The organism is Streptomyces sp. NPDC047061 (assembly GCF_040643955.1).
In the GTDB taxonomy this organism is placed as follows: domain Bacteria; phylum Actinomycetota; class Actinomycetes; order Streptomycetales; family Streptomycetaceae; genus Streptomyces.
The window spans coordinates 1-26,209 of sequence record NZ_JBEYVI010000019.1 but is presented as its reverse complement, the minus strand read 5'-3'; the positions used below and the strand labels follow the sequence as shown (position 1 = coordinate 26,209).

Sequence of the window (26,209 nt, the reverse complement as noted above, 5' to 3'; positions counted from 1 at the left end):
ACGGTTACGGCGCATGTGCTCAAAGCTTCATTCCGTATGCGCCCACAGTGAGCCAGGCGTAGACCGCGCCGTCCGAATTGACCGCAATGTAGTCGTCCCGGCCGTCGCCGCTCACATCGGCGAACGTGATCAGGTCACCCAATCCCGCTTCGCCTATTCCGTTGGCGATACGGCCCCACGCGGCCCATTGGGCTGTGCCGGTGTTCAGCCAGGCATCTACCGAGCCATCGGGGTTGAGACAAAGGTAGTCGGTCCGGCCGTCGGCATTGAGGTCTTTGAATATGACCCCGCTGCTCGTCCGCCCCACCCCCGCCGCGATCTGCCCGATCTCCTGCCAGTGGGTCGTGCCGGTGTTCAGCCAGGCGTCCACCGAGCCGTTGTCGTAGACGACCAGATAGTCGGTCTTCCCGTCGCCGTTGTAGTCGGCGAAGCGGATCCGGCTCGCCGGCTGTCCGACGCCCGACGCCATCTCCCCGAGGGAAGTCCACACCGTCGTCCCGGTGTTGAGCCAGACATCCACCGATCCGTTGTCGTTGAGCACCAGATAGTCGGCCTTGCCGTCGCCGTTGAAGTCGGCGAAGCGCACCTTGGCGGCAGGCTGGCCCACGCCCGGCGCGACCTGCCCCAGCGCCGTCCAGTCCGAGGTGCCGGTGTTGAGCCACACATCGACCGAACCGTCGTCGTGCAGCACCCAGTAGTCGACCCGGCCGTCTCCGTCGTAGTCGGCGAAGCGGATCCGGCCCGCCGGTTCACCGACGCCCGACGCGATCTGCCCGATCGCACTCCACCCGTTCGTGCCGGTCTGACAGCCCGGTGCCGGCGGTCCGGCGGCTCCGTTGTCCCCGGGCGATCCGGCGACCGGAGGGACCAGCCAGTGCTCTGCGGCGGCGAATACGACACCGTTGATGAGGTTATCGGCTATTTCGGCGTAACCCGCGTCGTTGGGGTGCAGGTCGTCGGCCAGGTCGTCGGTCTGGTCGACCGTGCCCATCCCGATGGGCCAGACCTTCTGCCCGTTCTCATAGCGTTCCGTCTCCAGTTCGAAGACCTGGGCGTTGAAGTCGTTGATCCGGGCCTGGACGGCCGGATCCTTGGCCGGCACCAGCATCGACACCAGCACGGTCACGCCCGGATCGTCCGCGAGGATCCGGCCGACGAGCGCGTCCAGCCGCTGCGGTGCGGAGTCCACCTGGTAGTTCTGGTTCATGTCGTTGGTACCGGCGTGAAGGACTACCAGCGTCGGGCGGTAGCTCGCCAAGGCCCGGTCGGTGATGCCCGCGATCTGGTCGATCCGCCAGCCGGGATAGCCCTCGCTGTGGCTGTACGGCGCCGAGCTGTCACCGGACACGACCGATCCGACGAACGTGGGGATCTCCCCTTCACCGTTCATCAGATCCCAGAGCCGGGCCCGGTAACTCGCGCTGGTGGAACTGCCGTAGCCGTAGGTGATCGAGTCGCTGAGCGGCAGCATCACGACGTCGTTGGGTGGAGCGGTCACCTGGTGGTTGCCGCGCAACGAGTCGAAGATCGGACGCCAGATGTTCTGCAGGAACGAGTTGAACCAGGTGGTCGCCTTTGTGAGGATCGAGTTGCCCAGCCGTGCGAGGATCGGCCGCACCACGGTCCATACTTGCGTCCACCAACCTCGCACCATAGATCCATCTTTGAAGGCATTGAAGAGGTTCCCCGAGAGAACGTTGATTCCCGCGAGGAGTGCGGCCGCGAAGTACTTCACCCAATTGTGGATGGGTAGATCCTGACCCGGATCATTCAGAAGGTCGTAGAAGTAATTTCCCGCAATGCTGCCGGCAGCTACGGACAGGGCGTTGCACACCGTAAACGCGGCGGGGCCCGCTGCGCCCAGGGTGGTAACGCAGACCGTCATCAGGGCCAGCCGAACGCCTATCCCGATGAGCGTGGACCAGAACGCCGCACCGAACGTAGGCAACAGCGCCGCATAGTCCGACTGCTTGATGTCGAACACCAGGGACCCGCCGCTCAGGGTGATCCTGCCGTGGAAGGAAATCTGCGGCAGCTGCGGTCCCGGACTATCCCCAGCGTGCGTCTTGTACGTGTCCCAGTACGCGGCCCCGAGGTCGATGACGCCGGAACCGTAGGGCTTGACGAAGTCGTCGAGGGCTTGTCCGAGCGCCGCCTGGTCCAAGGCGGAGGCGTCGAGGGTGACCGTCAGGTCGCCGGCGTCGGCGGCCGCCGAGATCGGCCTCCCGGCGATGGTCGTGGCGGCCACCGGGCGGGATGCGGCAAGGGCCGGCCGCGGCAGAGCGGCAAGTGGCAGGAGGACGACGACCGCGATGGTGAGAGCGATCGCCCGGAAGAGTCGCATGCCTCATGGTCAGGACTTCGACGGGCCCTGGACCAGGTGCCCGAGCACAAGATGCCGGGAGCACGTTTGTAGCCGTGGACGCCGAACGCAGCAAGGCCCGGCCGTCAGATGACGGGTGACCAGGTGGCACAGGCGCAGCCGCGCACTCCCCCGGGCAGCAGGCGGGGTGTGAGCCCTGTGCGGTGAGCCCTGTACCGACGGTCCCCTCGTGGCCGCCCGCGGGTTCGGGCGGCCGGCAACTGCCCCCCGGATGACGAGCCTCAGCACTTGTCGATTCAGCACGTTCCGGCCTGCACCGGACCCGCCCTATCCTCACGCCAAGCCTGAGCAGCATAAAGGAGGCCCTGCGCGGCTGGGTCCGCCAGGCCGAGACCGGCCGCGGCGAGCGCGATGACCGGCTGACCAGCACCGAGCAGGACGAACTCAAGCAACTCCGTAAAGAGGTAGCGGAATTGAGGAGCGCGAACGCAATCCTCAAAGCCGCCTCGGTGTTTTCCGCCCAGGAGATCGACCGTCCCTGGACGAGGCCGAGCAGGTGATCGACCACCTGCGTGACAGGGGCCTCGGGGTCGATCCCGTCTGCCGGATTCTGGAGCTGTCGCCGTCCACCCATTTCGCCCGCAAGAAGCGGCCGAAGCCGGCCCGCCGGCTCCGCGACTAGCAGCTCATGCCGCTGATCGAGCAGGTTCATGGCGAGTCGGACGACACCTACGACCGCCGCCATGACCAGCGGTACAAGGAACAGTACGAGGGTCCGAGCCACACTCTCGCCCGCAGGACCTGGTGGCCGACGATCCGTCCGACGTTCAGCGGAGCGGTGCCGAACAGCGCGGTGCGCTCATCCAGCCCGGGCACCACCTCATGAGCACCAAGCAGTCACCCGCCTCCCCCTCAGAGCCCGCCAGAACGGCTTCCTCGACCACCCTTTCGCGCGGTGCTCCGGCCGACACCCGCCACGGGATCTTCTCCGGCACCGTGATCAGCGTCTGGTGCGGCTCAGGCTTGGACACGGGCTTTCCTCCGGATGCTCGTCCGCCAGCGCGATAGAGCGCGCTTGTTCCTTGTGCCTGGGCACAAGGAGACGGACATTTTTCGGGAGACCGCCCAGTGGCAGTGCCGATAGCTTCCACGGCGTGAACAAGAGCCCCGTCGCCCGCTTGGGCGGTTCCTGGATATGGCATCTGCTGTACGGCCTGATCTCGATCGTCACCGGCGCCGTCGCCGTGGCCTGGCCCGGCCCCACGCTGATCGTGCTCGCGGTGGTCTTCGGCGCCCAGCTGGTCACCACCGGTGTGTTCCGCCTGGTGGGATCGGCCAGCATGGAGGACACGGGCACCGCCCGCGCGCTGACAGCGGTTCTGGGCGTGGTCAGCCTGCTGCTCGGGCTGTACGCGATCCGGCACGTCCTGATCACTGTGCTCGCACTGGGTCTGCTGCTCGGCATCTACTGGATGGTGGACGGGTTCACCGCTGTCTTCGCGGCCTTCGACCATTTCGGCCTGCCCGGGCGGGGGTGGAGCATCTTCATCGGCCTGCTCAACGTCATGGCCGGCCTGACATTGCTGACCTGGCCGGGGTTGTCGTTGCTGACACTCTCGCTGCTCGCCGGGCTCTGGTTGATCATGCTCGGTGCCATGCAACTCGGTCTGGCACACCGGATCCGGGTCACCACACGGCCTGCCTGAGCTCTGTCCGTAAACACAGACCGCAGTCCGCCGATGACAACAGTGATGACCAATGGGCGCTCAACGACCACGGTTCGGTGGACGTGTGGCTCAACACCGGTTCTACGAAGTCGACTCCGCTCGGCCAAGTCGCCCCAGGTCGGGGACGACTTGGCCGACATCAACGCAGACGGCTCGGTCGAGGTGTTGCTCAACACCAGAACACCGTGGTGGTCGGTCAGCGCAAGATCGCCGATGGGTTCGGGGGCGCTGGCCATGGCGGCCCCATCACGTTGTAGTCGACGGCCGCGAACAGCGTCTCAGCCTGACGTTCAACGTCGCACGTCACTCGACCTGCTGGGGTCGCCGGTTTCTCGTAGCACGTGACGCGACCGTCCTCCGCGCGTCGAGATGTCGAGTAACGGAGCGTGAAGGAACGGCCGCCGAGGATGAGTTTCCCCACTGATATCGCATAGAGCGCGACAGCGTCATGTTCGGCGGGTTTTTCGACGGAGACAACGGCGCCGGACTCGGCGCCGGCCCGCCAGACCGGGCGTACCGGCATCGTCGTGAGGAACGAGTCCGTCCCCGGGCACGAGCCAGGCGATACCGCGCCGTTCGGGCCGTGGGGGTTTCGATGTGGGCTGAGAGGGGTTCGCATGCAGACAGACGGGCGACGAATATCCGAGGCACCCGCCGGCGGCGATCAAAACGGTCAGAGGACCGGCCGGGCGCCGGTGTCACGACTGACCGTGTTCGGCTGGGCCGTCGCAGCGGCAGGGGGCGTCACGGCGGTTGCCGTGGCCGCCATGACGCTGTACAGCGTACGTTCGGTACTGATCAAGGCAGTCATCGGGCTGTTCCTCGCCGTCAGCCTGGATCCGCCGGTATGCTGGATGGTCGGGCGCGGAGTCCGACGCGGTCGCGCGGTCGCGATCATCTTCCTCACAACGCTCGTCCTGGCTGCTCTGTTCCTGTGGGTGTTTCTTCCCCCGCTGCTGAGCCAGGGCACTGGCCTCACCTCCGACTTCCCCGGCTACCTGGCGCGTCTGCGCAGGCAGTCGCCGGCCCTCGCCCGGTTGGACGACCGCGTCCACCTGCTGGAGCACGTCACGGCAGGGGCCAGGACAATGCTCGATGGAGCCGGACACAACGCCTGGACGTATGGGCAGCAGGCGATGGGCGCCATATCCTCGGCCCTGCTCGTGGGCGTACTGACCATCTATTTCATGATCGACCTGCCCCGGATACGGAAGGGGCTGGTCGCCGCCTTCCCGCAACGGCACCGCCGCAAGGCCGACGACGCCGTCGCCGTCGTCGCCGACAAGGTCGGCTCATACATGATCGGAAATTTCGCCATCTCGGCGATCGCCGGAGTCGCCACGTTCATCGCTCTGACTGCCCTGCAAGTGCCGTTCGCGGTTCCGCTGGCGGTCTTCGTCGCACTGACCGACCTGCTCCCGATGATCGGGGCGACACTTGGCGCCGTGGTCTGCATCGTCGCAGCCCTGGCCACCACCGACCTGTGGCCGAACACCATCGTCGTCGCACTGTTCTTCGTCGTCTACCAGCAACTGGAGAACTACCTCATCGCACCGAGGGTGTTGCGCAACGCGGTGCAGATGTCGGCCCTCGCCGTGCTGCTCGCGGCGCTCATCGGCGGAACGCTACTTGGACTCATCGGCGCACTGATGGCGATCCCCGTCGCCGCTGCCATCAAGGCGATCACTGTCCCGGCGCTGCGAACCCGTCGGCAGGACAGCCTCACGACGACACACGAAACCCCCGGCCCAAGGTCATGACGTACTGGTGCCGTGTCCTACGTGGTGAGGCGGACGGTGACCCGGTACAGGGCGGGGAACGTGGAGTTGGATCGTGCCGGACGGACCGTGAGGGATCGCAATACCGCTGATCCCACCGGCAGGGGTACGGCCGCAGGGCGGCGGAACTCAGGACACACCTGATGAGACGCTGTTCGCGGCGATTGTCTACGTCCTGGTGAGCGGTTGCGCCTGGCGGGCGTTGCCGCCGTGCTTCGGGATTCGGGATATCGAAGTCGACCGCTCACCGCCGGTTCCTGATCTGGTCCAGAGCCGGCGTCTGGGGCCGCCTGCACGAGGCCGGCCTGCACCGTCTCGACGATGCCGGCCTCATCGATGTCACCCGTGTGACCGGATTTTGTGCTGCTCAAGCTTGGTGTGGGGATGGGGAGGGCGGGGTCCGGGCCCCCGGATGCGGCGCGCTGGAGATGTACAACGGCACGGGCGTCGGTGAGGCCGGAGGAGGTCAGAGAGTGCGGCCCGGAGTCGAGCACGGACTCACACCAGCCGCCCGGTGGCTCGTGTTCCTCAGTCGACCACTGTGTGTCCACAGCCCAGACCGGCAGCCCGTGTCCAGTCGAAGGAGCGGGTCGTGAGGACGCCGCAGGGTCCCGAGCCTGCCGCGTCGGCCACCCTCAAGAGAGACTGTGCTTGTTCCGGACCAGCGTTGCCTCTGGCACACCGGCCTGGATCATCGCTCCTTCCTGCGGTACTGGCCCGGTGTCATCCCGGTATGGACGCGGAACCGTCGGGTGAAGTGGCTCTGGTCGCTGTAGCCGACGGCGGCCGCGACCTCGGCCAGTGGCAGCTCAGTGGAACGAAGCAGGCGGGCGGCGTGGTCGACGCGGACGCGTTCGACGTATCGGACCGGCGTCTGGCCGGTCGCGTCGCGGAACGCGCGGGCGAAGTGGTGCCGGCTCAGGCCGGCGACGATGGCCAGGTCGTCCAGTGACAGGGCCGCTGCCGGGTTCTCGCGTATGTACTCGAGCGCGCGGTGGACACCGCGCGGGCTCAGGCCGGGTCCGGAGGTACGCGGCTCGTCGAGACCTGCGTAGCCGCGCAGCAGGTGCGCCGCCATCGCTGTTGCCAGGGATTCCACTATCAGCCGCTGTGCCGGGTGGTCGGGAGTGCGAAGTTCGGCAACCGCCAGTTCCCCGAGACCGGCGAGCACCGGGTCCGCGGCGCGCATCACGTTCGTGATGGTCACCCGTCCCGGCCGGGTCCGGTACACCTCGGCGGCCGCTGTGTCGATCAGTGCAGGAGGCAGGGCGAAGCGCACATGGGAGGGAAGCAGGCCGTCCCACGATGTCACCTCGCCCCGGGGGACGACGATCGAGTCTCCCGGTATGGAGGGCCCTTCGATCGCTTCTCCGCAGCGGTGCTGTCGCACGTGCGGGGAGAGCTCTCGGGAAGTGGTGACGACGATGTGGTCCCGTGGCATGGTCGTCACGTCGTCGGCCGCGAAGGCGCCGAACTGGTCCACCTCGAACTCCCCGGCCCACAGCCATCGTGACGACGTGGCCAGCAGGGGTGCGCACGCCAGTGGCCTTCGACCGGTTGTCTCATGGTCGGACTGCTCGTCCTTCTCGAACTCGCGCACCACATGCTCTCTGTCCACGCGCGTTGCCCGGCTGTCCGGCTTCGTCGAGAAATAGTAAGCCGTTGCTGCCGGGCACCGTCCGGCGGCCGACCACGACCGGGCGCAGGCCGCTGTCCGGGGGCGCCCCGGCGGACAACCCCGCGGGTGGTGCAGGCGCCTGGAACGTTGCCCGCACCGGCCTGTGGCACGCCCATCAGTCCCGGCCGCACGCGACTCTGTTCGAACGGACTCGCCGCCGTGCCACTCGCACCGCCCGATGACCTGGCGGGACGCGTCGCGGAGTCGCCGATGCCTAACCGCGCGACCTCGCGGGCGCTGTCCCAGCAGTCGCTGCCGATGACCACGGTCGTCGCCTCCGGCGGGGTCGGCGGCCGAACAGTTCGAACGCCAGGACCCGGCAGGGCATCAGGTACTCAGCCGAGAGTGCGCAGGTCGGTGACTGTGTACGACAGTTCGAATCGGAAGCCTGCGCCGGTCCGGACCGGCGCCAGGTCGTACAGTTCCTCGCCCGGGACGTCGGGGAACTCAAGTTCACTGGTGCCCGTCCATGCGTGCGCGACTCTCGGGTCGTCGAACAGGGCCATGACCAGTTCGTGGACGGCGGGCTTGTCCTGGTGCTCCGCGGCCAGTTGCGGGAAATGCCGCAGATTCACCGTGGGTCGGCCGGCCAGCGCTCTCGGGTCGGCCACGGGTTCGGTGAGGGTCACCAGCAGGTTGGCCAGGCGGTACCCGGCGGTGGAGACCGTGGCGGCGAACCTGCCGCCGGGCCCGAGCGCGGGGGCGGCCTGGTTGGGCACGGTGAACGTCCTGGTCTGGTGAACGCTGCCGATCTTCTTCGGGAAGCCCTGGATCCAGCCGCGGGCCAGAGCGTGGTCGTTGTCGACATAGATGTACGGGCACCAGGAGACCGGAGTGCCCTGCCAGTGGGCATCGAGCAGCACGAAGAACTCGCGGTACTGACTGCGGACGGGGTCCAGGTACTCGTCCTGCGATCCGGAGTACTGCCAGTCGATGAACAGGACGGTGCCGTGCCCGTTGGACGACGGGTCGGGGGTCAGGCCCTCGGGAAGGGCGGCCGCGGCGGCCGCGGGGTCGGTCCAGAACTCGGCCCCGACGACGGTGCCGGCGTAGTGCCACGGCGGCTTCGGCGCGAGGTTCGCAATTCCGCGCGGAGACAGCGGGACGGTGTAGCCCTGCAGCATCGGTCGATCTCCTCCTAGCTATGGGAACGTGGTCAACCCGCCGTCGGCTTCGGCGGTCGAGCGCCGGACGCTGATGACAGGCGGGATAGTCGTGGACGGAAGTTGAAGGGGCGTCACATAGCGCGCCTGGTGGATGCTGGCGACCGTTCGGCCTGCGGCCGAGAAGGCCGCTGGGCGCACGCCAGGTGCGCAGCGGCTGCGGGGTGCAACTCGTCAGGCACCCCCGGACAGGTCGCTCCGGGCTTCGGGCTTCGGGCTTCGTGGCGGCCGCACGCAGCCTGCAGCCCTTGTCAGGATGGCGTGCCCAGTGTGTGGTGGAAATCCCTCGTGGACGACATCGGCCTGAGTCCTCACGCCCGTGCCCTCGATCGACACGTCGGCCGGCCCTAGCGCGTTGCCGACCAGGAGCTTCGCGAAGGTGCCGCCGAAGCAGCGATCGATGGCGATCGCCGGGCCGGCGGCCCCCGGTCGTCATGGTGGGGCGGGCCGTGACCTAGCCCATGCCGGCTGCTGTGGCCCGGGGCTCACGGAGCGATGGTGTGCCGCTCTTGCCCGGGTCGAGGCCGAGGCCGCCTGCCGCGACGATCCCGCCCCGGCCGCTGCCGCCCGACCTGGTGCTTCCGGTCGGTCATGCCAACCACCTGCCCTGGACAGCAGACAACGACTGGTGAAGCATCCATGGCGTCATCCTGGCAACGTGGCCGTTGTGAGCGTGCCCAAGATCCAGCGGCGGGTTTGGGTACCCGCACCACGCTCTCCCCGCACCACGCTCTTTCCGGACCGAGGGGCTGACCCGTCTGTCGCCGAAGGACCGGGGCGGGGACCGCATGCTGGTGCCTCGCGCGCCACCGGTCGGCCAGGTTGTGCGCCTGCACCATCGCAGGCCACATCGTTGTGCCACCACCCACAAGGACCCCGGCCATGCTGAGGCTCGTCATCTCCGACGAGGCTTTGAGGACGGCAGGCGCGACCAACTGATCTCGCAGAACGATCCAGGTGCCGAGCGTGCCGATCCACTCGCCGCGCTGCGGGAGACCTCACCCGTACGACATCACCTCCGAGCCCCCCATAGATCCCGGACGTGCCCGTCCGGTCCTCGGCCCGCGGGGCCGTTCAGCGTGTTCGCATCGAGGGCTGTGCCGCCGCCTCCGGCTACCGGCACGCCATGAACACCGTCACGACCTCGAACCATGGGACATCAACTGGTTCCGCGGCGCCTCACCGTCGACCGCGCGATCCGGCCCACCGGGAAACGGGACATCCGGCCGCCGAAGCCATTGAACACCTGAGCGGCCCTTACCATCACTGAGAGGCACAGCATGCTGACAGATTGCCCGTCGCTGCCGTCGCGGCGAGAGGACACGGTGTGACTTCCGTCGCCCATGCGGTCGTCGCGCACTTGCAGGCAAGTGGCGTCCGCCGCGTGTACGGGCTGCCGGGCGAGTCGCTGAGCGGCTTCACCGATGCGCTGCGCCGCGCTGGTGACATTCGGTGGGTGCATGTCCGGCACGAGGAGACCGCGGCGTTGGCCGCAGCCGCCGAGGCGGCACTGACCGGGCAACTCGCCGTCTGCGCGGCCAGTTGCGGGCCCGGAAACACCCACCTGGTCAACGGCCTGTACGACGCGGCGCGCAGCCGCGTACCCGTTCTTGTGATCGCCGCGCACATCCCGAGCGAGGAGATAGGCAGCCAGTATTTCCAGGAGACGCACCCGCAGGAACTCTTCCGGGAGACCGCCGTCTACTGCGAACTGATCGGCAACGCTGCCCAACTGCCCCGGGTCCTGTCGATCGCCATGCGAACCGCGGTGAACAAGGAAGGGCCTGCCGTCGTGATCGTCCCGGGCGACATCCTGCTCGCCGACGCAGCGGACCGGGAGCCGGCGACACCCGTGCTCCGCTCGGCGTCCGTCATCCGACCAGTACACGATGAGCTGGCCGCTGCCGCGGCCACGCTGAACTCTGCGGGACGCGTCACGATCCTGGCCGGTGCCGGGTGCGCGGGGGCACACGGAGAACTCGTGGAGGCGGCGCGCGTTCTGAAGGCGCCGGTCGTCCACACGTTGCGCGGCAAGGAACACGTCGAGTACGACAATGCGTACGACGTGGGGATGACCGGTCTGCTCGGGTTCTCGTCGGGCTACCGCGCGATGGAGAGCTGCGACGCACTCCTCGTGCTCGGCGCCGATTTCCCCTACCGGGACTTCTATCCACCAGGTGTACCGGTCGTCCAGGTCGACATCCGCGGGGAGCAGATCGGCCGCCGGATTGCGGTCCGGCACTCACTGGCCGGGACCGTGAAGGACACCCTCTGCGCCCTGCTTCCGCTCCTGAGTACCAAAAGGAGCAGCCACCTGCGCCGGATGCGCGACCACTACGCCAGAACCCGGCGCGAACTCGCCCGCCTGGCCGCTGCCGACCACGACCGTGCGCCGCTCCACCCGCAGTGCGTCGCGACCACGGTCGACGAAGAGGCCAGCGGCGACGCCGTCTTCATCCCCGACGGCGGCTCGCCGATCATCTGGGCGGCCCGGCAGCTGAAGATGAACGGCAGACGCCGGCTCATCGGCTCGTTCAACCACGGGACGGTGGCCAACGCGATCCCGCATGCCATCGGCGCCCAGTCGGCCTGCCCCGGCCGCCAGGTGATCGCACTGTCAGGAGACGGCGGCATCGCCGTGCTGCTCGGCGACCTCATCACACTCCGCCAGCACGATCTCCCGGTCAAGATCGTCGTGTTCGACAACGAGGCGCTCGCCTTCGCCGAACAGGCGATGGCAGCAGACGACATCCCACCGTTCGGTACCAAGCTCTCGAACCCCGATTTCGCCGCGGTCGCCCGCGCCATGGGTATCCACGGCATTCGTGTCGAGCATCCGAGCGGGCTGCGCCCGGCCCTGCGTGAAGCGTTCGACCATCCGGGACCCGCCCTCGTCGACGTACGGACCGCCCAGCAGAAACTCTCCGTCCCGCCATACGTCACGCGCGGCCGGGGCAAAGGCAAGAGCCTGTTCGAGGGCCGTCTGATCCTCTCCGGACGTGGCGACGAACTCATGGATCCCGCCCAGGAGAACATCATGCACCGGGTACTTTCCTGAGCCCCGTACCGCACGGTCAACGGCGCGGCACGCGGAAACACGGTACCGTTCCCGCACCACCCGCACGGTGGGGCACCGTGCCCGACGCGGACCTGCGCAACGCCGTCGCCCCGCGTACCGTCGCGTTTGTCACCTGTGTTCTCCTCCTGTAGTTAGTTCTCCTTCATCCTGTCCTTCGTCGGCGCCTCGCATCAGCCGGCCCTCCACCGAACGCCGGTCGTGATCGCCGCCCCGGTCGGCATGGCCATCACGGTCGCGGCGCGGCTCGACACGCTGCTCGGCCACCCGCTGACGGCGACTGCTGTCACCGAAGCAGCACCAGCGGCACAGCGAGTCGGGTACCGGCGGGTCGCCGCGACGCTCGTGATCGGCCCGGCACCACGGACCGACACCGTGCCGGTCGCCGGCACAGGCGGTCCCGCCGTTGCCGAGGGCGTCTCGGACGTCCTGACCCGGGCCAGCACCGCCTTGTACCGGCAGCCCCACATCAACACCTCGTACCGCCACAGCCCGGCGACGGGCGCGGCCTCACCTCCTTACTACGCGGTGACCGGCTGAATCATCGACGACTACCTTGCAGCGTCAGTCCTCACGGTCGCCAAGGGTGCATGCCCGGAGACACTCCGCCGCCGCGGCATACGGATAAAGTCCATGGCCCTCTACGCGCCGCTGTCCGGCCTTGGCGGCGCCGTCATCCTCGACTCAGCACTCGGCGCCCTGCGCGGGTGTCACGATCATGCGGGACGTCGTCTACTTCCCCGACGCCGCAACCGAAACGCCCCTCCTCGTACTCACCCTGTGGGCCATCTGCGGCGTCCTCGTCGTGCTGGCCCTCGGACGCACCGGGCGGTCCGGCGAACCGGAACACCTGCCAGGGCTCTTCCCACTGCCGTGGACCGGACGCGGCGATCCGGCCACCGGCAGCGCGCCGCCGTACACCTGATCCGGTGCGGCAACCCAGTGCGGCACACCGGCAACACGCGAGGTCGACCAGAGTGTCGAACCGGTGATCGTCACGACAGCGCAGGCTGTCCGGCCAGTACGAGCGGGACGATGACGCACCGCCGGGTACCGTCGGCGACGGCGGGTGAGCCCGCCAACGGCAGGCAGGGAAGTCTCCGAACCGGACACAGCCGTGGGCGCCCGGCTTCTGCGACCTCGGCGGGCAGTACCCCAGGCGACAGACCTCGCTTTGAGATCGTTTCGGCGACCAGGTGAGCGGCGGCGAGCGGCAAGTCCCGCCCATCGAGGAACGGCGCCCCTCCGATGCCGCCCCTGCTTCCGGGCGGTGTCGGGAAGTTCAAGTTCTCCAGTCCGCGACACCGAGCGCCTCCCACGGCTGATACGCGATCCGGCTGCTGTGTTCCGCTGTGTTTCGCGAGCCGGTGCCGACCGAGAGCGCCCCCGTCCGATGCCGCGGCCAGGCCCAGGGCGGGAAGGTCCAGCCGGGAGCAATTACCGGCGAAGCGGAGCAGGACCGTTCTATAGCGGCACCTGCCTGGCTCCTTAGATTGGCCCGCGATCACGTCAACGGCCACAGAGCCGACTTCTGGAGAGGAACAGCGTGCACGACCTGTCCCGCCCCGTTGCCGAGTCCTCAACCGCCCGCCGGGTCCGCCGCATCATTCAGTGCCTTGACGCGGACATGGTCGCCCGGCAGGTGGCACCTGTGTTCCCGGCAGCTCCGGCCGGCCGCCTTGGCGACGACAGCGACCAGGCGGTCTCCTGGGAGAACCTGATCCGCCGGAGCGCCGAACTGATCAGCCACTGGATGGCGAGCGGAATCCAACCCGGCCAGTACACGCTGTCCGAGTTGTACGAGGCCGCCCGCGCCGTCGCCGGGAGCGGCCTGGCGGCCGAGGACGCCTTCCGTGTCTGTTCCGCGACGGCACGAGCCCTGTGGGGCGTCCTGCTGAGGTCCGTGCCGGCCGAGGACTGGGGCTGCCTTCCGCCGCACATGGATGTTCTGTGGGCTTTTCTGGACATTGCCTCAAGAACGATCAAGCGGGCCTTCGACGACCACCGAGAGCTGCTGTCCTCCAGCGACAACTACCGGGCGGGCACGCTGTTCGTCCGGATCTGTGACCGCTCTCCGGCCACGATCGAGGATCACGACCGGGCCGACCGGCTGGGGTTCAGGTTCGCCGAGTTCTACAGCCCGTTCGTGGTGGCGATGGTCGGTGGTTCGGCCGCCTCGCACTCCTACCTGGCGGCTCGGTTGCGCGCCACGGGGGCTCTCGCTTACGCCGAAGGACATCGCGTCGCCGGACTCACCGGCCCGGACTTCGACTGGCGCACCTTTCTGGACGGCCACTCGGTCAGCCTCGCCACGTATCCCCCGACCAGACAGGACAGTCTCGCGGAAGCCGTCAGCGAGCTGCATGACCTGGTCACGCTCGCGGCAAGATCGGGATATAGGGGCCAGATCCACCCGGAGGATTTCCTCGCCGAGATGTTCCTCACGAATTCCCCCCGACTGGCCGAGCGCATCCTGGAACGGGTCTTCGGCCGCCTGGAAGACCAGGACGACTCAGGGGTGTTGTCGGCGACTTTGACATGCCTCGCCGCCAACGTATTCGACCGGGCGGCGACAGCCTCCGCCCTACCCGTCCACCGCAACACCCTGCTGTACCGCATCAACCGGATAGAGAAACTGTCCGGCCTTGACCTCGACCGACATACCCACCGCGAACTGGTCCGGCTCGCCGCCATCTGGAAGGACGGCCGCATCAGCCAGTTCGGGTAGGAATCGTGGCCGCGCGCATAAATGGGGAAGCGAACTTGCGAGGCTCCGTCGGATGCCTATGCGCACAACGTCCCTACCCTAGCCAAAGAGCTCCTGGCAAGATCATGCTGCTGACGACTCGGTGCGCCCCGAGGACGTCTCCAGCTGCGAGAACCGGTTTGCACCAGGCGTTGTCAAGGGCATCAGGCACAGTGGATCGTATGAACTTGGTGACCGCGCACGACTACGCCTGGATCCGCACCTCGCCGCTCTTCCGCCATGCTATGGAGAGCTGATACGCCCCTCCCCTCGTAGCGTGAGGACCGCGACTGCAGGGGAAGTTGGAAATCATCGCGGAGAATCGACGAAAATCCGATTCGGAGTTCCGCGACCAGTCGCCCCGAAGGCATCTTGCACGCTAGGCGCAACACACATATCACAATCATGAATCATAGACCTGCCAAATCTGAAAGGTTGGGGGTAGGATGTCGCACTCAATGACTGTCAAGGCAATGGCCACATTTGCCACTTTGGCCTCGTCGCTCATTCTTTCGTCGTCGCCGTCTTTTGCCAGCGAGTGCTACGGCGGATGCCATGACCTCGATAACATCCCGAATTCCGCCGTCGAGGTGGTGGCGACCGCGCACAACATGCACGCCGACCTCGTCACCGAGCAGCGGTAGTCGGCCCCGTTGCACCAGGTGAGCTGGCCACTGATACGGCAGCCGTGGATTGGTTTATCCGGGCTCTCGTTGCTGCTGTTCAGCGGCTTGAGTGGGGTGGCTGCGGGAACGAGGGTGGCTGCCTTGATCGTGACGTGGTGTGACGCAACATCAGAACGAGGCGGCCGCTTCGGTCAGGGCGGTTGCAAGTTCCGGGGGCGTGCGGTTGGTCGGGTTGTGACCGGGTGGGGCACATGACAGAGCAGGCGGGGGCTTCGTGATCATTGTGGTGTCTAAAGACCGTGTCCTACGTGGTGAGGCGGACGTTGACCCGGTATGGGGCGGGGAACGTGGCGCTGGATCGTGCCGGACGGACTCTGGGAGATCGCCGAGCCGCTGATTCCGGAGCAACGGACACGGCCGCAGGGCGGCGGGACGGCCAATGCGCCTGATGAGGCGCTGTTCGCGGCCATCATCTACGTGCTGGTCAGCGGCTGCGCGTGGCGAGCCCTGCCGCCCTGCTTCGGCGTCTCGAAGTCCACCGCCCACCGCCGCTTCCTGATCTGGTCCAGAGCCGGCGTCTGGGGCCGCCTGCACGAAGCGGTCCTGCACCGCCTCGACGACGCCGGCCTCATCGACGTCACCCGCGTCGTCCTGGACACCGCCCACGTCAGGGCTAAAAAAGGGGCGAACACACAGGTCCGAGCCCCGTGGACCGCGGCAAACCGGGTTCCAAGATGCACATCCTGTCGGACGCGAACGGACTGCCCCTCCTCGTCGGCCTCTCGGCCGGCAACACCCACGACAGCGAAGGGCTGAAGCCCATGGTGGCGGGTCACCAATCGAGACACGACCCTCATCGCGGCCGCTACTTCAAGCCCCAGCGCCTGCACGCGGACAAGGCGTATGACCGGTCCGATCTGCGGAAATGGTTACGCGGCAAGCGCATTGGAGTCCGGATCGCCCGCAGAGGCATCGAGTCCAGCGAACGATTGTGCCGTCGCAGGTGGGTGATCGAGAGGACGATGTCGTGGCTGTCCGGCTACCGCAGACTCAGCCCCCGTTACGAGCGTCATCCCCGCAACTACCTGGCATTTCTCGGGCTCGCCGCGGCTATCTGCTGCTACAAGCGCCTCGTCCGCCTCACCACGTAGGACACGGTCTAAGCCCAATGATCACGAGGTGGCCCGTGCCTGCCGCTGTGTCTTCTCCCATTCCCGCCGTACTGATGAAGCTGAGGCCGCTGGACACCGACCGGTTCGCCGACCTGCGCCCCTGCTTCGACTCGGCGCCCGACCCGCACACGGCGGGGCCTGTGGTACTCACTCACAGCGATCCTGGTGGTGTGTTCCTGCGCGGTCGTCTCGGGAGCGAGGAGCACCGATGAACTCGTCGAGTGGGGCGGCGTGCTTCGAACGCGCTCCTTTACAGTGATCGGGATCCGCCGCCACCTGCTCAGATGACGGCGCGCGACGGCGCTGGCCACGACCGGCGGTGTGCTGGGGGCTGTTGACGGTGACGCCCTGGACCGGGCGGTCAGCGCCTACCTGGCCGACCGGCACCGCACCGCCACCGACCCCGCCCAGACACCACTGCCCTCCGGGTCCGGGTGGGCGCGCGATCGCGGTCGACGGCGAAGCACTCGAGATGGCCGTCCAGAACTTGCGTCGGCGTACCGGAACGAGCCGGGAACGTCGGCCGGTCTGCCTGACTGACAGAGTCGACGGCAAGAAGCGTCCAAACACCGCATGATGCCTCTAGATCGTCTCCGGAGAGCGTCCTACTTTCGGGAGTCACTTCAGTAGATCGGTATGCCGCACCGAACGGGTGACGATGAACGATTTGACTACCGCCGCGTTGTGCCGCGAGCTTCTCCGCGACCTCGACCGGCTGGCCGAGAAGACCGTTGACCGGGTCCGGGCCGAGGTCCCGGCATTTCGTGTCCGTGTCTCCCGTCAGGAGCACTGGGAATCAGCCCGGCAATGCCTGGCCGCTGCACTCGCGCACATCGGCGGCTGGTCTCAGGGCTCCGCACAAGCACCGACAACCATGACCACCCCTCGGATCGCGCAAGGGTTTGCCCTCGCAGACCTGTTGCGGGCGCTCCGGCTCGGCGCCACCGTCGTCTGGGGCGAGTTGGCCGCCCTCGCCGGCACCAGCCCGGCGTCGCAGTCCGTTTTATTGGCTGCCACATGTCGGTGCTGGGAACTGCTGGACGTGTACTCGCGCGCGGTGGAGCAGGCATACGGCGAATCCGCCCGCATGGCCGCCAGCCGTCGCGACGGCAACCGGGCCTGCCTGCTTGACACGGTGATCTCGGGCGATCCGAGGCTGTCGGCCTTCTGGGACGCCGCATCCGCGCTCGACCTCCCGCGGTCGGCCCGTTTCGTCGTTGCGCAACTGACTGTCGCGACCGATCCCGAGCGGACCATTCGTACGCTTCGGGCGGTCGAGTCGGCATGGTTCCAGCCCGGGGCGACCGGGTGGACGGGGTTGATCGCCCTTCGCGCAGCCGTCGATCCCGAGGCCCTGACCGCGGTGTTGGCCAAGCTGGCCGCCACGGCCGGCCTGAGCAGCGAGTTCACCACCATTTCCGATACGCCGCAGGCGCGCGGCGAGGCCCGGGTGGCCGCGGCGGCGGCCGGACCGTCCCGGCCGCTGGTGCGCTACGATCTCGACCGCGTCGCCGTCATGGTGGCAAGCGCCCCCGAAGCGGCCGCGGTATCCATGCGGGCTACTCTCGGCCCCGTCCTCGCGTTGCCGCCGGAAAGGGCCGACCCGATCATCGGGACGGTACGGCAATGGCTTGCCAGTAACCAGTCCACTGCGGTGACAGCCGCAATGATGCAATGCCACCGCAATACGGTCATCTATCGCCTGCGGCGTTTCCAGGAGCTGTCCGGACATCTCTTCTCCGACAGGGCCTGGCTCACCCAGGTCATCCTGGCCCTCGAAGCGCACGCCCAGGCTCTCGTCTGACCGACGCGACGCCCCAGTTGATGGCGTCGAAGAACGCCCGGTTGTCGACCGAGACGACATGAGTGTCCGTCTTGACCTGGCCGATGCCAACTGGACCTGCTCAAGCCGCTACCGGCCGCAAGCGCCGGATGCCCGCCCTCTGCGAGCCTGCCGACCCGTCCCCGGCTCCCGCTGGGGGCCGGAGAGCAGGAGGCGGATGGCCTACGACAGCATCAGTGCCGCGTCCCAGGCCAGTTTCTCGGTGACCGGACCAGCTCCACGAAGCGCGAGGGCAACACCGGCCGCGCCTTCGAGAAAGCCTGCCCGATCCGGCGGCGTGGTCCGTACCCCGAAGCGGCTGCCGAAATCGGCGAAGGTGCCGAGGTGGTCGTGAAGCCCCGACGTCCGGAAGCTCACGGGTGAGGCGGCGTCCCGCGCAACGAGGTTGACGATGTGCAGGACGCCTGCTGATCCGTGACACAGGGACGGGTCCCGGATTCCGGTCGTCTCCCACGGGCGGGACAGGGCCGCACCGAGTGTCGTCAACCCTGCGTGCTCCCAAGCAGGTTCGCCGTACGCGTGGGCGGCCAGTTGTAACGCTCTGGCGATACCGGGAGCCCCATAGCACCAGGCCACGCGGCTCGGCGACAACTCGTGGACGGATCCGCGTTCCTCACACTCAAGCGGGATCACGGTGGGCCAGAACGGCCCGTAGTCGTCCTCGCCGCGCCGGTTCAGCAACCACTCGGCGATCCGCGCGGCCGCGGCACGTTGCCCCGCGACCTCGACGCCGCGCAGCGAGGAGAGGGCCAGTAGCGCCAAGGGACCCGCTATGCCGTGTGCCAGGCCCGGGTTGAGATGCCCGCGCGGCGCCGCCACCGGGTCGGCCAGGACAGCCGGCTCAGGAGTCCACCACCCGGGCACGGCCCGGTCGGCCGGCGTTACCGGCTCCGTGAGCCGCACCAGGTAACGCAACGTGTGCTCCAGCGTCGGGCGCCGGGCTGGGTCCGCGAGCAGTAGCCGCGCGAGTCCGGCCAGTCCGTAGCAGACGTCGAAGTGGCGCATCGGAACGCCGGCGCGGCCCGCGGCCAGCCGCTCGTCCTCGCTTTCCAGCAGCCTTTGGGCGGCCCGGACGGTCGCGTCGCCGGCCGAGCGGAGCAGCTTCGCATAGTCGCCGGGAGCCCGGGCGGCCAGGAAGCCGGCGAGCCCTACCGAGGGGAGCCCGAGCAACAGGCCGCCGTCGGCGCGCGGCCTGGCCTGGACGGCACGAACTATCAGCCGGTGTGCGATTTCCCGGCCTATCGGGTCGCCGCTCCCGGCGAACACCAGCGCGACTCCGCTGTATCCGTCGAAGAGCGAAGCGGACTGGACCGTCCGGCCAGGTGCGGACACGGTGAAGTCCGTCTCGGCCAGGCAGGCACAGATGTGCTCGCCCCAGGCGGAGTCCGTCCGGCCGGGGGAAGGACTGTGCTTCGAGGGCCGGGTCATCGGGCTGCCGCGGCGCGGGCTCGCTGCGCGCGGAGCGCACCGGCGGCAATCGCACGGGCGAGGTGCTCGGCGTCCGGATCGGTTCCGAGCCGGCGGTTGCAGTGCATGTGGAGCAGGGCGGCAAGCGCGGTGTCGCGGTCTTCGAGGGCCAGCCGATGCCCGAACTCGGTGAGGCAGCAGGCCCATTCCTGTGCGACCGCGTCGGCGGGTGAGGGCTCGCCGAGGTGGATCGTGGCCAGCGCCGCGGCCCGATACGGTGCGAACAGACGACGCGCGGCGTGATCGTCCGGGACGTGTGACAGCAGCCATTGCTCGCCATCGGCGCGGAAATGCCGAACGAGCGCGACAAGATCACGCGCGACCGAAACAGCGTCGTCGGTACCGCGCAGGCGCTGCAGCACCAGCAGGCTGTCCGCGGTGAAGACGCGTTCGGCGAGCGACATCAGCGCCGGACCGCCGTAGCGCCCGGCCTCGGGATCGTAGGGCTCCAGGGTCATCGGGCCGGCCAGGCCGGCCGTCATCAGCCGAGCGTTCAGGTCGTGCAAAGACGGCAACTGGTCCGGGGCGTGCAGCCGGATGCGCAACTCGGGCCGGCCCAGCGAATCGGTGTAGCGAACGAAGAACCATCGGTCGGCGCCCACGGCCGCGGCCCAGGGCAGCAGATGGTCTCGGAGGACCGCCCGTTGTCGTGGGACATCGCACGGGATCCGTGCATACAGCCACTCTCCGCCCGGCAGCGCGGATGAGACTTCGGCGGCCAGCGGAGTGCGGGAAAGACCCGGTCGTGGGGGGCGTCGGGCGCGCAGCGACAGGACCAGCTCGCTCTCGAACGCGCCGCCCGGCCCGCGCAGCCAGCCCTCGGTGAGGTCGGGCATCGGTTCGGCGTACACGTCCACGGTCCCGGAACGGACCGCCGAGCGCAGCAGGCCACGGTGGACCGGCGAGTCCAGGTCGAGCCCGATGCGATGGTCGGCGTGTGTGAGCCGTACGTGCCGAGGCACCCGCAACCGCGACCGCCATGCGGCGATCGCGTCGTCGTCGCCCACGTCCTCGGTGCGGGCACGCCACCGGGCCGGGCTCAGCACCGTACGGCCGTAGCGCACCGCCGGCAGGAACGGCGCTTCCGAAAGACTGCCCCAACTCCAGCCCTTGAAGGTGTGCACACCCATCAGCGTGACGTCGCGCAGCAGCCGGACGACGCGTGGCGCATGCCCCTCCGTGTTGAGCACATGCGGTATGACGGGATCGATCTCCCGGCCCAGCCGCAGCGAGTACAGGCGCAGCCGCTCGGCGTCGGCGACCAGCGCGACATCCGCCAGTCGCACGTCGCCCGGCGACGTGGGCGGCAGTCCGAGCGGCAGGCCCATGGCCAGCGTCCGTTCCGATTGCAGCAGGTTGCCGTAGCGCGCGGGAGCCACCGCATGGACGAGTTCGACCCCGTCCTCAGGCAGGAGGGCCCGCAGGGCGTCGCCGAAGCCGGGCAGGTGAGCGAACCGTCCCAGGGAGGCGCCTGCCTGCTGGGACCCGGTCAGCGGGGAGACGATCAACTCGAAGTCGCCGCCGTCCCGGGCGACGAGCGTGCAGAAGAAGTCGATGGACCGGGGTGGGACACCCGCGGGCCGATGCAGGCGGTCGACTGTGCCATCGTCCAGGACCACGTCCCGACCGTCGTGCAGGAGTGACTCGACCAGCAGCCGCGACAGCTCGGCGCGGCGGTCCACGTCGTCGGCCTCGGGCTTGGCGAAACGGGCGTCGTAACCTTCGGGAAAGCCGAGCCCGGTGTCCGGATCGATCACCCGGAGCAACGGGACAGCCCGGCCCGAACCGTATCGGTCGAGGAAGCGTGCGTGGAAGTTTGCCATCGCTCGCGACCGCGACGTGTGTGGCGCGGCCACGCGCTGCAGAACACTGGCTGCGAGCTCGGCCTCACGCGCGACTTCGTACGGAAGCGTCACGTCGAGATCAAGGGCGAGATCGACCTGGACGGCCTCGTGGTCACCGGCGAGCCGCCGGACCTCGGCGAGCGTGGCCGGTGACGGAGCGTCCGCGTAGGACTCGAAGGCATCCCGAGCAGCCTTGACGAGTTCATGGTCGGGCAGTTCCTCCAGCGATCGTGCGCGACGAAGCGAGGTCAGCAGGAAGCCCGCACCGACCAGGTCGCCGATCAGACCGATGAGACGTTCGCGTGGCGCCCCCGGGAATTCCGCGAGCAGGCGTTCGGTCAGCGAGGCGACGCCCACGGGTTCCGCGGTGTGCGCCAGGACCGCCACAACCAAGGGAGTAAGCCGCACAGTGCGCCGGACCACACGCGAACCGCCCGTCCCGAAAGGCTGCACGGCAAGGCCGCCCTCCCTGTACACCAGGTCGTCCGCCACCACTGTGCACTGCTCCAGAAGGCCGAGGTCGCTCTCGAGCTCGGTGACGAGTGCGGCCAGCCAACCGTGGTCGATGCGGACGTGACGCTGGTGCCCGCCACCCAGTCTGACGGCCGGCTCCGCACCGAACGACCCCAGGGCCACGCCGGCCATCAAGCCGAACGGCGTGGCCCGCCCGGCCATCCGAAGGAGGTAGCGAGTCAGCGACTCACGTGCCCGATCAGCGCGTCGCGCCGACAGGTCCCTGGTCAGCGCCTGGCCCAGAGACGGGCTCGCCAGGTCGACCGCCTCGACGAACGGCGCCGGAAGATCCCGTACGTCCACCGGTGCGGTCCTGGTACGAGCGGCCTCGTGGCGAGGCAGAGCGGCGGCCCTGACGACGAACTGCCCGGTACAGGTGAAAACGACATTCACGAAGATCCTCAGGGTCGAGGTCGGCCGGGTGGTGTCCTCAGGCCCGGCTGGGCGGCGCGGTCAGCAGTTGGCGCGGCATGTCACCAAAGTGGGCAGGGCTTCGTCGTCCGCTGCGATCGACCCGCTCTCCATTTCCTCGATCTCCACGTCGAACAGCGCGTTCAGTTCCTCTACCGGCATGGCAGGAGCTCCTTCAGGTAACTCGGTCTCGTCGATCGGGCTCTGGCCGGCCGGGATGCGGTGCGCACCCCGGCCGGCCAGGGAAGTCAGCAGATCGTGAACGTCGTCGGGCATCGCAGCGTGATGAAGCCCTCCTCCCCTTCGGTGGGTGCGGTCTCCATTTCCTCGATGTCCACGTCGAACAAGGCTTCCAGTTCCGCGACCGGCATGGTGAAGCTCCTCTTTGCGGTGGTTGGGATGATCTCCACTATGTGGATCGGGCCAGCCGGTGACCATGTGCCGCCGCACAAGATCCAGGCACGTCTTCGCGCGGACTGGCCGCGGCGACGCGAGGCAGGCCGCCGAAAGGGCGGTTTCAACCGAGCCATCCAAACGACCGGCTCGATGCCCTCGTACAGCACAGGCGTGATCGCGGACTGCCATCCCGACGAGCGGCTTTCCCCTCCACCAACGCGTCCGGGAAACCATCCGCAAGTCCCGCGGTGACGATGCCATGCGCTACCGCTACCCCTGGGGCATCCAGCACCTGACCATCTCGTACGACCGCAGGGAAGCCTCATCCGCCGCGTACAACTCAGTCACGCCGAACGGGACGTCGATTCCGTCCACCTCGTCAACGTCACCGCACGCAGGAAGCAAAGACCATCACGTGGGAGAGCTTGGCCGAGATCCCCCTCGGGACGGCGCACCGGTCACCGACATCCGGGCGCCCGGCATGAACTCGACCATGGAGCGCTGCGTGCAGACCTGCCGCCGCGAGATCATCGCCCGACCTCGATCTGGAACCGGGCCCACCTGCTCGGCGAGTTCGAGTCCACCCGCAACCAGCACCGGCCTCACCTCACCGTACACAGCGCAGCTCCCCCTATACGCCTCCGGAAGTTGACCCGTCACCTCCTCAATCGAACGCCAAGCATCAGTCGACAAATAGAACCTGGTCTCACCAAAGCAATCTTGAATCAAAGGTCTGGCGTCTGCTCCATGGTGTTGTACATCAGCTGATTCGCCGTCTGAGACATGGAGACAAAATACTCTGGAAGATTTCCGGCCGCTCCGTACACCGATGCGATCAAGTGCCCTCTCGCAGGTTCCGTGAACAAGTTGCCGAACCCATCAGGATCCACCGATGGATCCACCCGTCCGGTTCGAATATCACTCTTTGTCAGCAGAGCCACGCCCCCCGGTGGCGCGGCATCCTTCCCGCCGAATCGGCCGTGGCGATCCCCGTCGATCCGGACTCCACCACCGAACCACTGCCCCTCAAGCTCGACGCCGGTACTGCGCCGGAAAACTACGACACCGGCGACCACGTCAACCTCACCGCCAACGGCTACCTCGCAGCCACAGGCACTCTCGACCTGACAGCCCTCGGACCCGACAACTGACAAAGAGAGACGCGGCGGGGTGCCCGGACATAGACCGCCCGGACACCCTGCCCCCGCACAAGGGCGCAGTGACGCCCAACCACCGCTCCCTGCCCACGCTCGGGTACTTCGTCGAGTCCACCGGTCGCATTCGGGACAATTGAAAGGAGCGCCCGTTATGCGTTGCACCGGAGTAGTCGCTACGGCCGTCGCAGCACTGACTCTCCTGCCACTCTCGGCCACGAGGTGCGACCGGAGCACATGGTCGGCGGACCTTCTTCACCACGCCGCCACGATCATCCCCCTGCCCCCTCTGGGGAGAATCTGGGGAGTATGAGCGGCGCCATGGAGCGCGTGGGGAGAATCGACTACGTAACCGGGCGAGCGTGTGAAAGGCCCAGAAAGACGGATCGACCCAGGCCAGAGAGGTTCCCAGCAATATCACCGCAGGTCAGCGCTACCAGGTAGACAACTTCAAGAAGATCTCGAGCTGGGCGGCGATTCTGTTTGCTCCCACACTCGTCGGGACTATTTACGGCATGAACTTCCGGGAGATGCCCGAGCTGCACTGGGGGTTCGGATACCCCTTCGCGATCGGCTTGATGGGGGTTGTATGTGCCAGTTTGTACGTGATTTTCAAGCGGCGGGACTGGCTTTAGCGGGAGCACTCGCCCGCGCGGAGCTTCCGCTGTTTGCTCTCGCACCTCCCCAAAGCGGGGCCCCGACCGGCTCTGGGGAGCCTCTGGGGAGAATCGAATACCACTCCCACCGCGCAGGGCGCGTGGATCCGTACACCGAACTTGACTGCCTGGACCATCGCCGGACGGGTAAAGGATCTCGCGTTCGACCAGCCGCTTGAGCTTCAGCCGGACGCTGTTGACGTTGCTGGGCGCGATCTCCAGATCCATCCCCTCGCAGACCGCCCGTGCCCGCAGCGGAGCCTCGGCCGCGGCGAACTCCGCAATGATCTGCCGGAAGGCCGCGGTCCAACAGCCTCGTGGCCGGCGGCGTCGGCGGGGACGGATCAGGCTGCCCGCCGAAGCGCAGTTCGCGGTACGGATTGTCGACGATCACGTAGAAGCCGTACCGCTCGGCGAGCTCAGTGCCTGTCCCTTCGGTGCCGAGAGGCCACGGGCCAGGGCCGTCAGCCCGCTCCGTTCCTCATCAGGGCCTGCGGTCATGCGTTGCCTCCAGGTCCTGAGAGGAGTCGTTCGGCTCGTCGCGCGAACAGGTGCGCTCCACGTGCGGTGGAGTGCGTGTGGGCCCGTTGGGCGGCGGCCCGGACCGCGGTGAGGGGGGCACCGCGGGCCTGCAACAGGCGCGCCTTCAGCAGCAGGAGCAGCCCTTCGGCATAACGCTGGCCGTAGTCCCAGATTGCCTGGTCGGCTCGGTCGAGGGCGGCTTCGGCCCGGTCGGGCGATCCGGCTGCCAGCCACATCTCGGCGATCAGTGCGTAGTGGTAGGTGATACCCCATTGCGGCGGATCGAGCAGGTGGGCGGCCAGGAGCTCCTCGGCCTCGGCCGCGGCGCCGGCCGGATCCTCGCCGGTGAGGGCCCGCGCCCAGCACCAGTTCTGCCGGATGTAGTGGTCCCTCTGGGTGCGGAGACGGTCGAGGCCTGCGGCGGCCCACCGTTCACCGGCTCGCCGTGCCGTTTCGGCGTCCCCGGCCATGGAAGCGATCATGGTCGTGTAGTAGACCCGGACCGTGGCCGCGTACGGGTCCCCCGGGGTGTCCCAGGTGTTGACGAAGGCCAGCGCCGCGTCGACGTCACCGTGCAGGGCGGTCATGACCGCCCGCATGAAGGGCCCTTCCCTGATGGTGCTGCCGTCCCGCCGGAGCGGCGTCTCCTCGTCCGGGCGACGGTGCCGGCGGCAGCGGTGACATCCGCCTCGGTGAAGGACCGGTACGCCTCACCGATGTTGCCGACGTCCCACTGATGCATGCCCCAGGCCAGCTGACCGTAGCGCTGCACGACCGGATCGGAAGAAACCTGACCGAGCTCGTGCATGCGGCGGGACAACTGCCCGCGGCCGCTCTTGATGGAGGTGTGGGCACCGATCAGGCGGATGAAGAGGAAGTCGGCGGCCTCCGCCTCCCGGCCGAGGGTGCGGGCCAGGTATTCGGCGCGCTCCAGCAGATCGAAGGTCGAGGCGTCGTACCCTGCCTCTCGTCTGACGACGATGGCGAGCAGCGTGAGGGCGGAGAACTCCAGCTCCATGAGCCCTGAAGCCCGGGTGACCTGTACGGCGGAGCGCAGCTGCCGGTTGGCGGACTCGAAGGCGAGTTTGGCCGCCGCGCGGCGCCCGGCGCGGAT

The 26,209-nt window shown here is 68.0% G+C and carries 19 protein-coding genes and 3 pseudogenes; 13 read left to right on the top strand and 9 right to left on the bottom strand.

Going from position 1 to position 26,209, the window contains the following annotated elements; translation table 11 throughout:
- Positions 1–19 precede the first annotated feature (19 nt).
- Positions 20–2,344, bottom strand: a complete 2,325-nt coding sequence (locus ABZ887_RS25775) for an FG-GAP-like repeat-containing protein (RefSeq protein WP_361293366.1) — start codon at positions 2,342–2,344, stop codon at positions 20–22.
- Between the two features lie 667 nt (positions 2,345–3,011).
- Here ABZ887_RS25775 and ABZ887_RS25770 point away from each other — a divergent pair.
- The 4 genes and pseudogenes from ABZ887_RS25770 to ABZ887_RS25755 form a co-directional block, all read left to right on the top strand.
- Positions 3,012–3,209: a hypothetical protein gene (locus ABZ887_RS25770; protein ID WP_361293363.1), complete on the top strand. Its 198-nt coding sequence runs from the start codon at positions 3,012–3,014 to the stop codon at positions 3,207–3,209.
- 268 nt (positions 3,210–3,477) lie between these two features.
- Positions 3,478–4,029 carry a DUF308 domain-containing protein gene (locus ABZ887_RS25765; RefSeq protein ID WP_361293360.1) on the top strand — a complete coding sequence of 184 codons (552 nt, stop codon included), beginning with the start codon at positions 3,478–3,480 and terminating at the stop codon, positions 4,027–4,029.
- Between the two features lie 638 nt (positions 4,030–4,667).
- The gene (locus tag ABZ887_RS25760) at positions 4,668–5,810 is read left to right on the top strand and encodes an AI-2E family transporter (RefSeq protein ID WP_361293357.1); all 1,143 of its coding nucleotides are present in this window, start codon (positions 4,668–4,670) and stop codon (positions 5,808–5,810) included.
- Positions 5,811–5,904: 94 nt separating this feature from the next.
- A pseudogene (locus ABZ887_RS25755) lies at positions 5,905–6,178 on the top strand (transposase); the annotation flags it as partial.
- 341 nt (positions 6,179–6,519) lie between these two features.
- Here the strand turns inward: ABZ887_RS25755 and ABZ887_RS25750 are convergent.
- On the bottom strand, positions 6,520–7,446 hold the full coding sequence (locus tag ABZ887_RS25750) for an AraC family transcriptional regulator (RefSeq protein ID WP_361293354.1): 927 nt from the start codon (positions 7,444–7,446) through the stop codon (positions 6,520–6,522).
- Between the two features lie 395 nt (positions 7,447–7,841).
- Positions 7,842–8,630, bottom strand: coding sequence for an acetoacetate decarboxylase family protein (locus tag ABZ887_RS25745; protein ID WP_361293351.1), 789 nt, complete (start codon positions 8,628–8,630; stop codon positions 7,842–7,844).
- Between the two features lie 1,366 nt (positions 8,631–9,996).
- Here ABZ887_RS25745 and poxB point away from each other — a divergent pair.
- From poxB to ABZ887_RS25710, 7 genes are all read left to right on the top strand, one after another.
- Positions 9,997–11,727 carry a ubiquinone-dependent pyruvate dehydrogenase gene (gene poxB / locus ABZ887_RS25740; protein WP_361293348.1) on the top strand — a complete coding sequence of 577 codons (1,731 nt, stop codon included), beginning with the start codon at positions 9,997–9,999 and terminating at the stop codon, positions 11,725–11,727.
- Positions 11,728–11,946: 219 nt separating this feature from the next.
- A complete protein-coding gene (locus tag ABZ887_RS25735; protein ID WP_361293345.1) occupies positions 11,947–12,285 on the top strand; it encodes a hypothetical protein in 339 nt (112 codons plus the stop codon).
- 178 nt (positions 12,286–12,463) lie between these two features.
- The gene (locus ABZ887_RS25730) at positions 12,464–12,670 is read left to right on the top strand and encodes a hypothetical protein (protein ID WP_361293342.1); all 207 of its coding nucleotides are present in this window, start codon (positions 12,464–12,466) and stop codon (positions 12,668–12,670) included.
- Positions 12,671–13,291: 621 nt separating this feature from the next.
- Positions 13,292–14,473, top strand: coding sequence for a helix-turn-helix domain-containing protein (locus ABZ887_RS25725; RefSeq protein ID WP_361293339.1), 1,182 nt, complete (start codon positions 13,292–13,294; stop codon positions 14,471–14,473).
- 476 nt (positions 14,474–14,949) lie between these two features.
- Positions 14,950–15,135: a hypothetical protein gene (locus ABZ887_RS25720; protein ID WP_361293336.1), complete on the top strand. Its 186-nt coding sequence runs from the start codon at positions 14,950–14,952 to the stop codon at positions 15,133–15,135.
- A 315-nt stretch (positions 15,136–15,450) separates the two neighbouring features.
- Positions 15,451–16,268, top strand: a protein-coding gene (locus ABZ887_RS25715) for an IS5 family transposase (protein ID WP_361293333.1) whose coding sequence is annotated in 2 segments (ribosomal slippage) — positions 15,451–15,799 and positions 15,799–16,268 — 819 coding nt in all. Because the reading frame shifts where the segments join, the coding sequence is not laid out codon by codon here.
- A gap of 679 nt (positions 16,269–16,947) precedes the next feature.
- Positions 16,948–18,093: a helix-turn-helix domain-containing protein gene (locus tag ABZ887_RS25710; protein WP_361293711.1), complete on the top strand. Its 1,146-nt coding sequence runs from the start codon at positions 16,948–16,950 to the stop codon at positions 18,091–18,093.
- Between the two features lie 201 nt (positions 18,094–18,294).
- Here ABZ887_RS25710 and ABZ887_RS25705 read toward each other — a convergent pair whose 3' ends face one another.
- The 4 genes from ABZ887_RS25705 to ABZ887_RS25690 form a co-directional block, all read right to left on the bottom strand.
- A complete protein-coding gene (locus ABZ887_RS25705) occupies positions 18,295–19,560 on the bottom strand; it encodes a lanthionine synthetase C family protein (RefSeq protein WP_361293330.1) in 1,266 nt (421 codons plus the stop codon).
- Positions 19,557–22,259, bottom strand: coding sequence for a lantibiotic dehydratase (locus ABZ887_RS25700; protein ID WP_361293327.1), 2,703 nt, complete (start codon positions 22,257–22,259; stop codon positions 19,557–19,559). Before ABZ887_RS25700 ends, ABZ887_RS25705 begins: the two co-directional genes overlap by 4 nt.
- A gap of 150 nt (positions 22,260–22,409) precedes the next feature.
- Positions 22,410–22,643 (bottom strand): hypothetical protein, encoded by a 234-nt coding sequence (locus ABZ887_RS25695; protein ID WP_361293324.1) that lies wholly within the window; start codon positions 22,641–22,643, stop codon positions 22,410–22,412.
- On the bottom strand, positions 22,616–22,738 hold the full coding sequence (locus ABZ887_RS25690; protein ID WP_361293321.1) for a hypothetical protein: 123 nt from the start codon (positions 22,736–22,738) through the stop codon (positions 22,616–22,618). Before ABZ887_RS25690 ends, ABZ887_RS25695 begins: the two co-directional genes overlap by 28 nt.
- Before the next feature lie 1,005 nt (positions 22,739–23,743).
- On the opposite strand from ABZ887_RS25690, the gene ABZ887_RS25685 reads away from it, so the two are divergent.
- Complete coding sequence (locus ABZ887_RS25685) at positions 23,744–23,914, top strand: hypothetical protein (RefSeq protein ID WP_361293318.1); 171 nt, start codon at positions 23,744–23,746, stop codon at positions 23,912–23,914.
- A 455-nt stretch (positions 23,915–24,369) separates the two neighbouring features.
- Positions 24,370–24,552 (top strand): annotated as a pseudogene (locus tag ABZ887_RS25680) (CorA family divalent cation transporter); the annotation flags it as partial.
- A gap of 518 nt (positions 24,553–25,070) precedes the next feature.
- Here ABZ887_RS25680 and ABZ887_RS25675 read toward each other — a convergent pair.
- Together ABZ887_RS25675 and ABZ887_RS25670 are read right to left on the bottom strand one after the other, a co-directional pair.
- Positions 25,071–25,694, bottom strand: a complete 624-nt coding sequence (locus ABZ887_RS25675) for a hypothetical protein (protein ID WP_361293315.1) — start codon at positions 25,692–25,694, stop codon at positions 25,071–25,073.
- Positions 25,679–26,209, bottom strand: a pseudogene (locus ABZ887_RS25670) (transcriptional regulator); the annotation flags it as partial. The gene ABZ887_RS25675 and the pseudogene ABZ887_RS25670, both read right to left, overlap by 16 nt.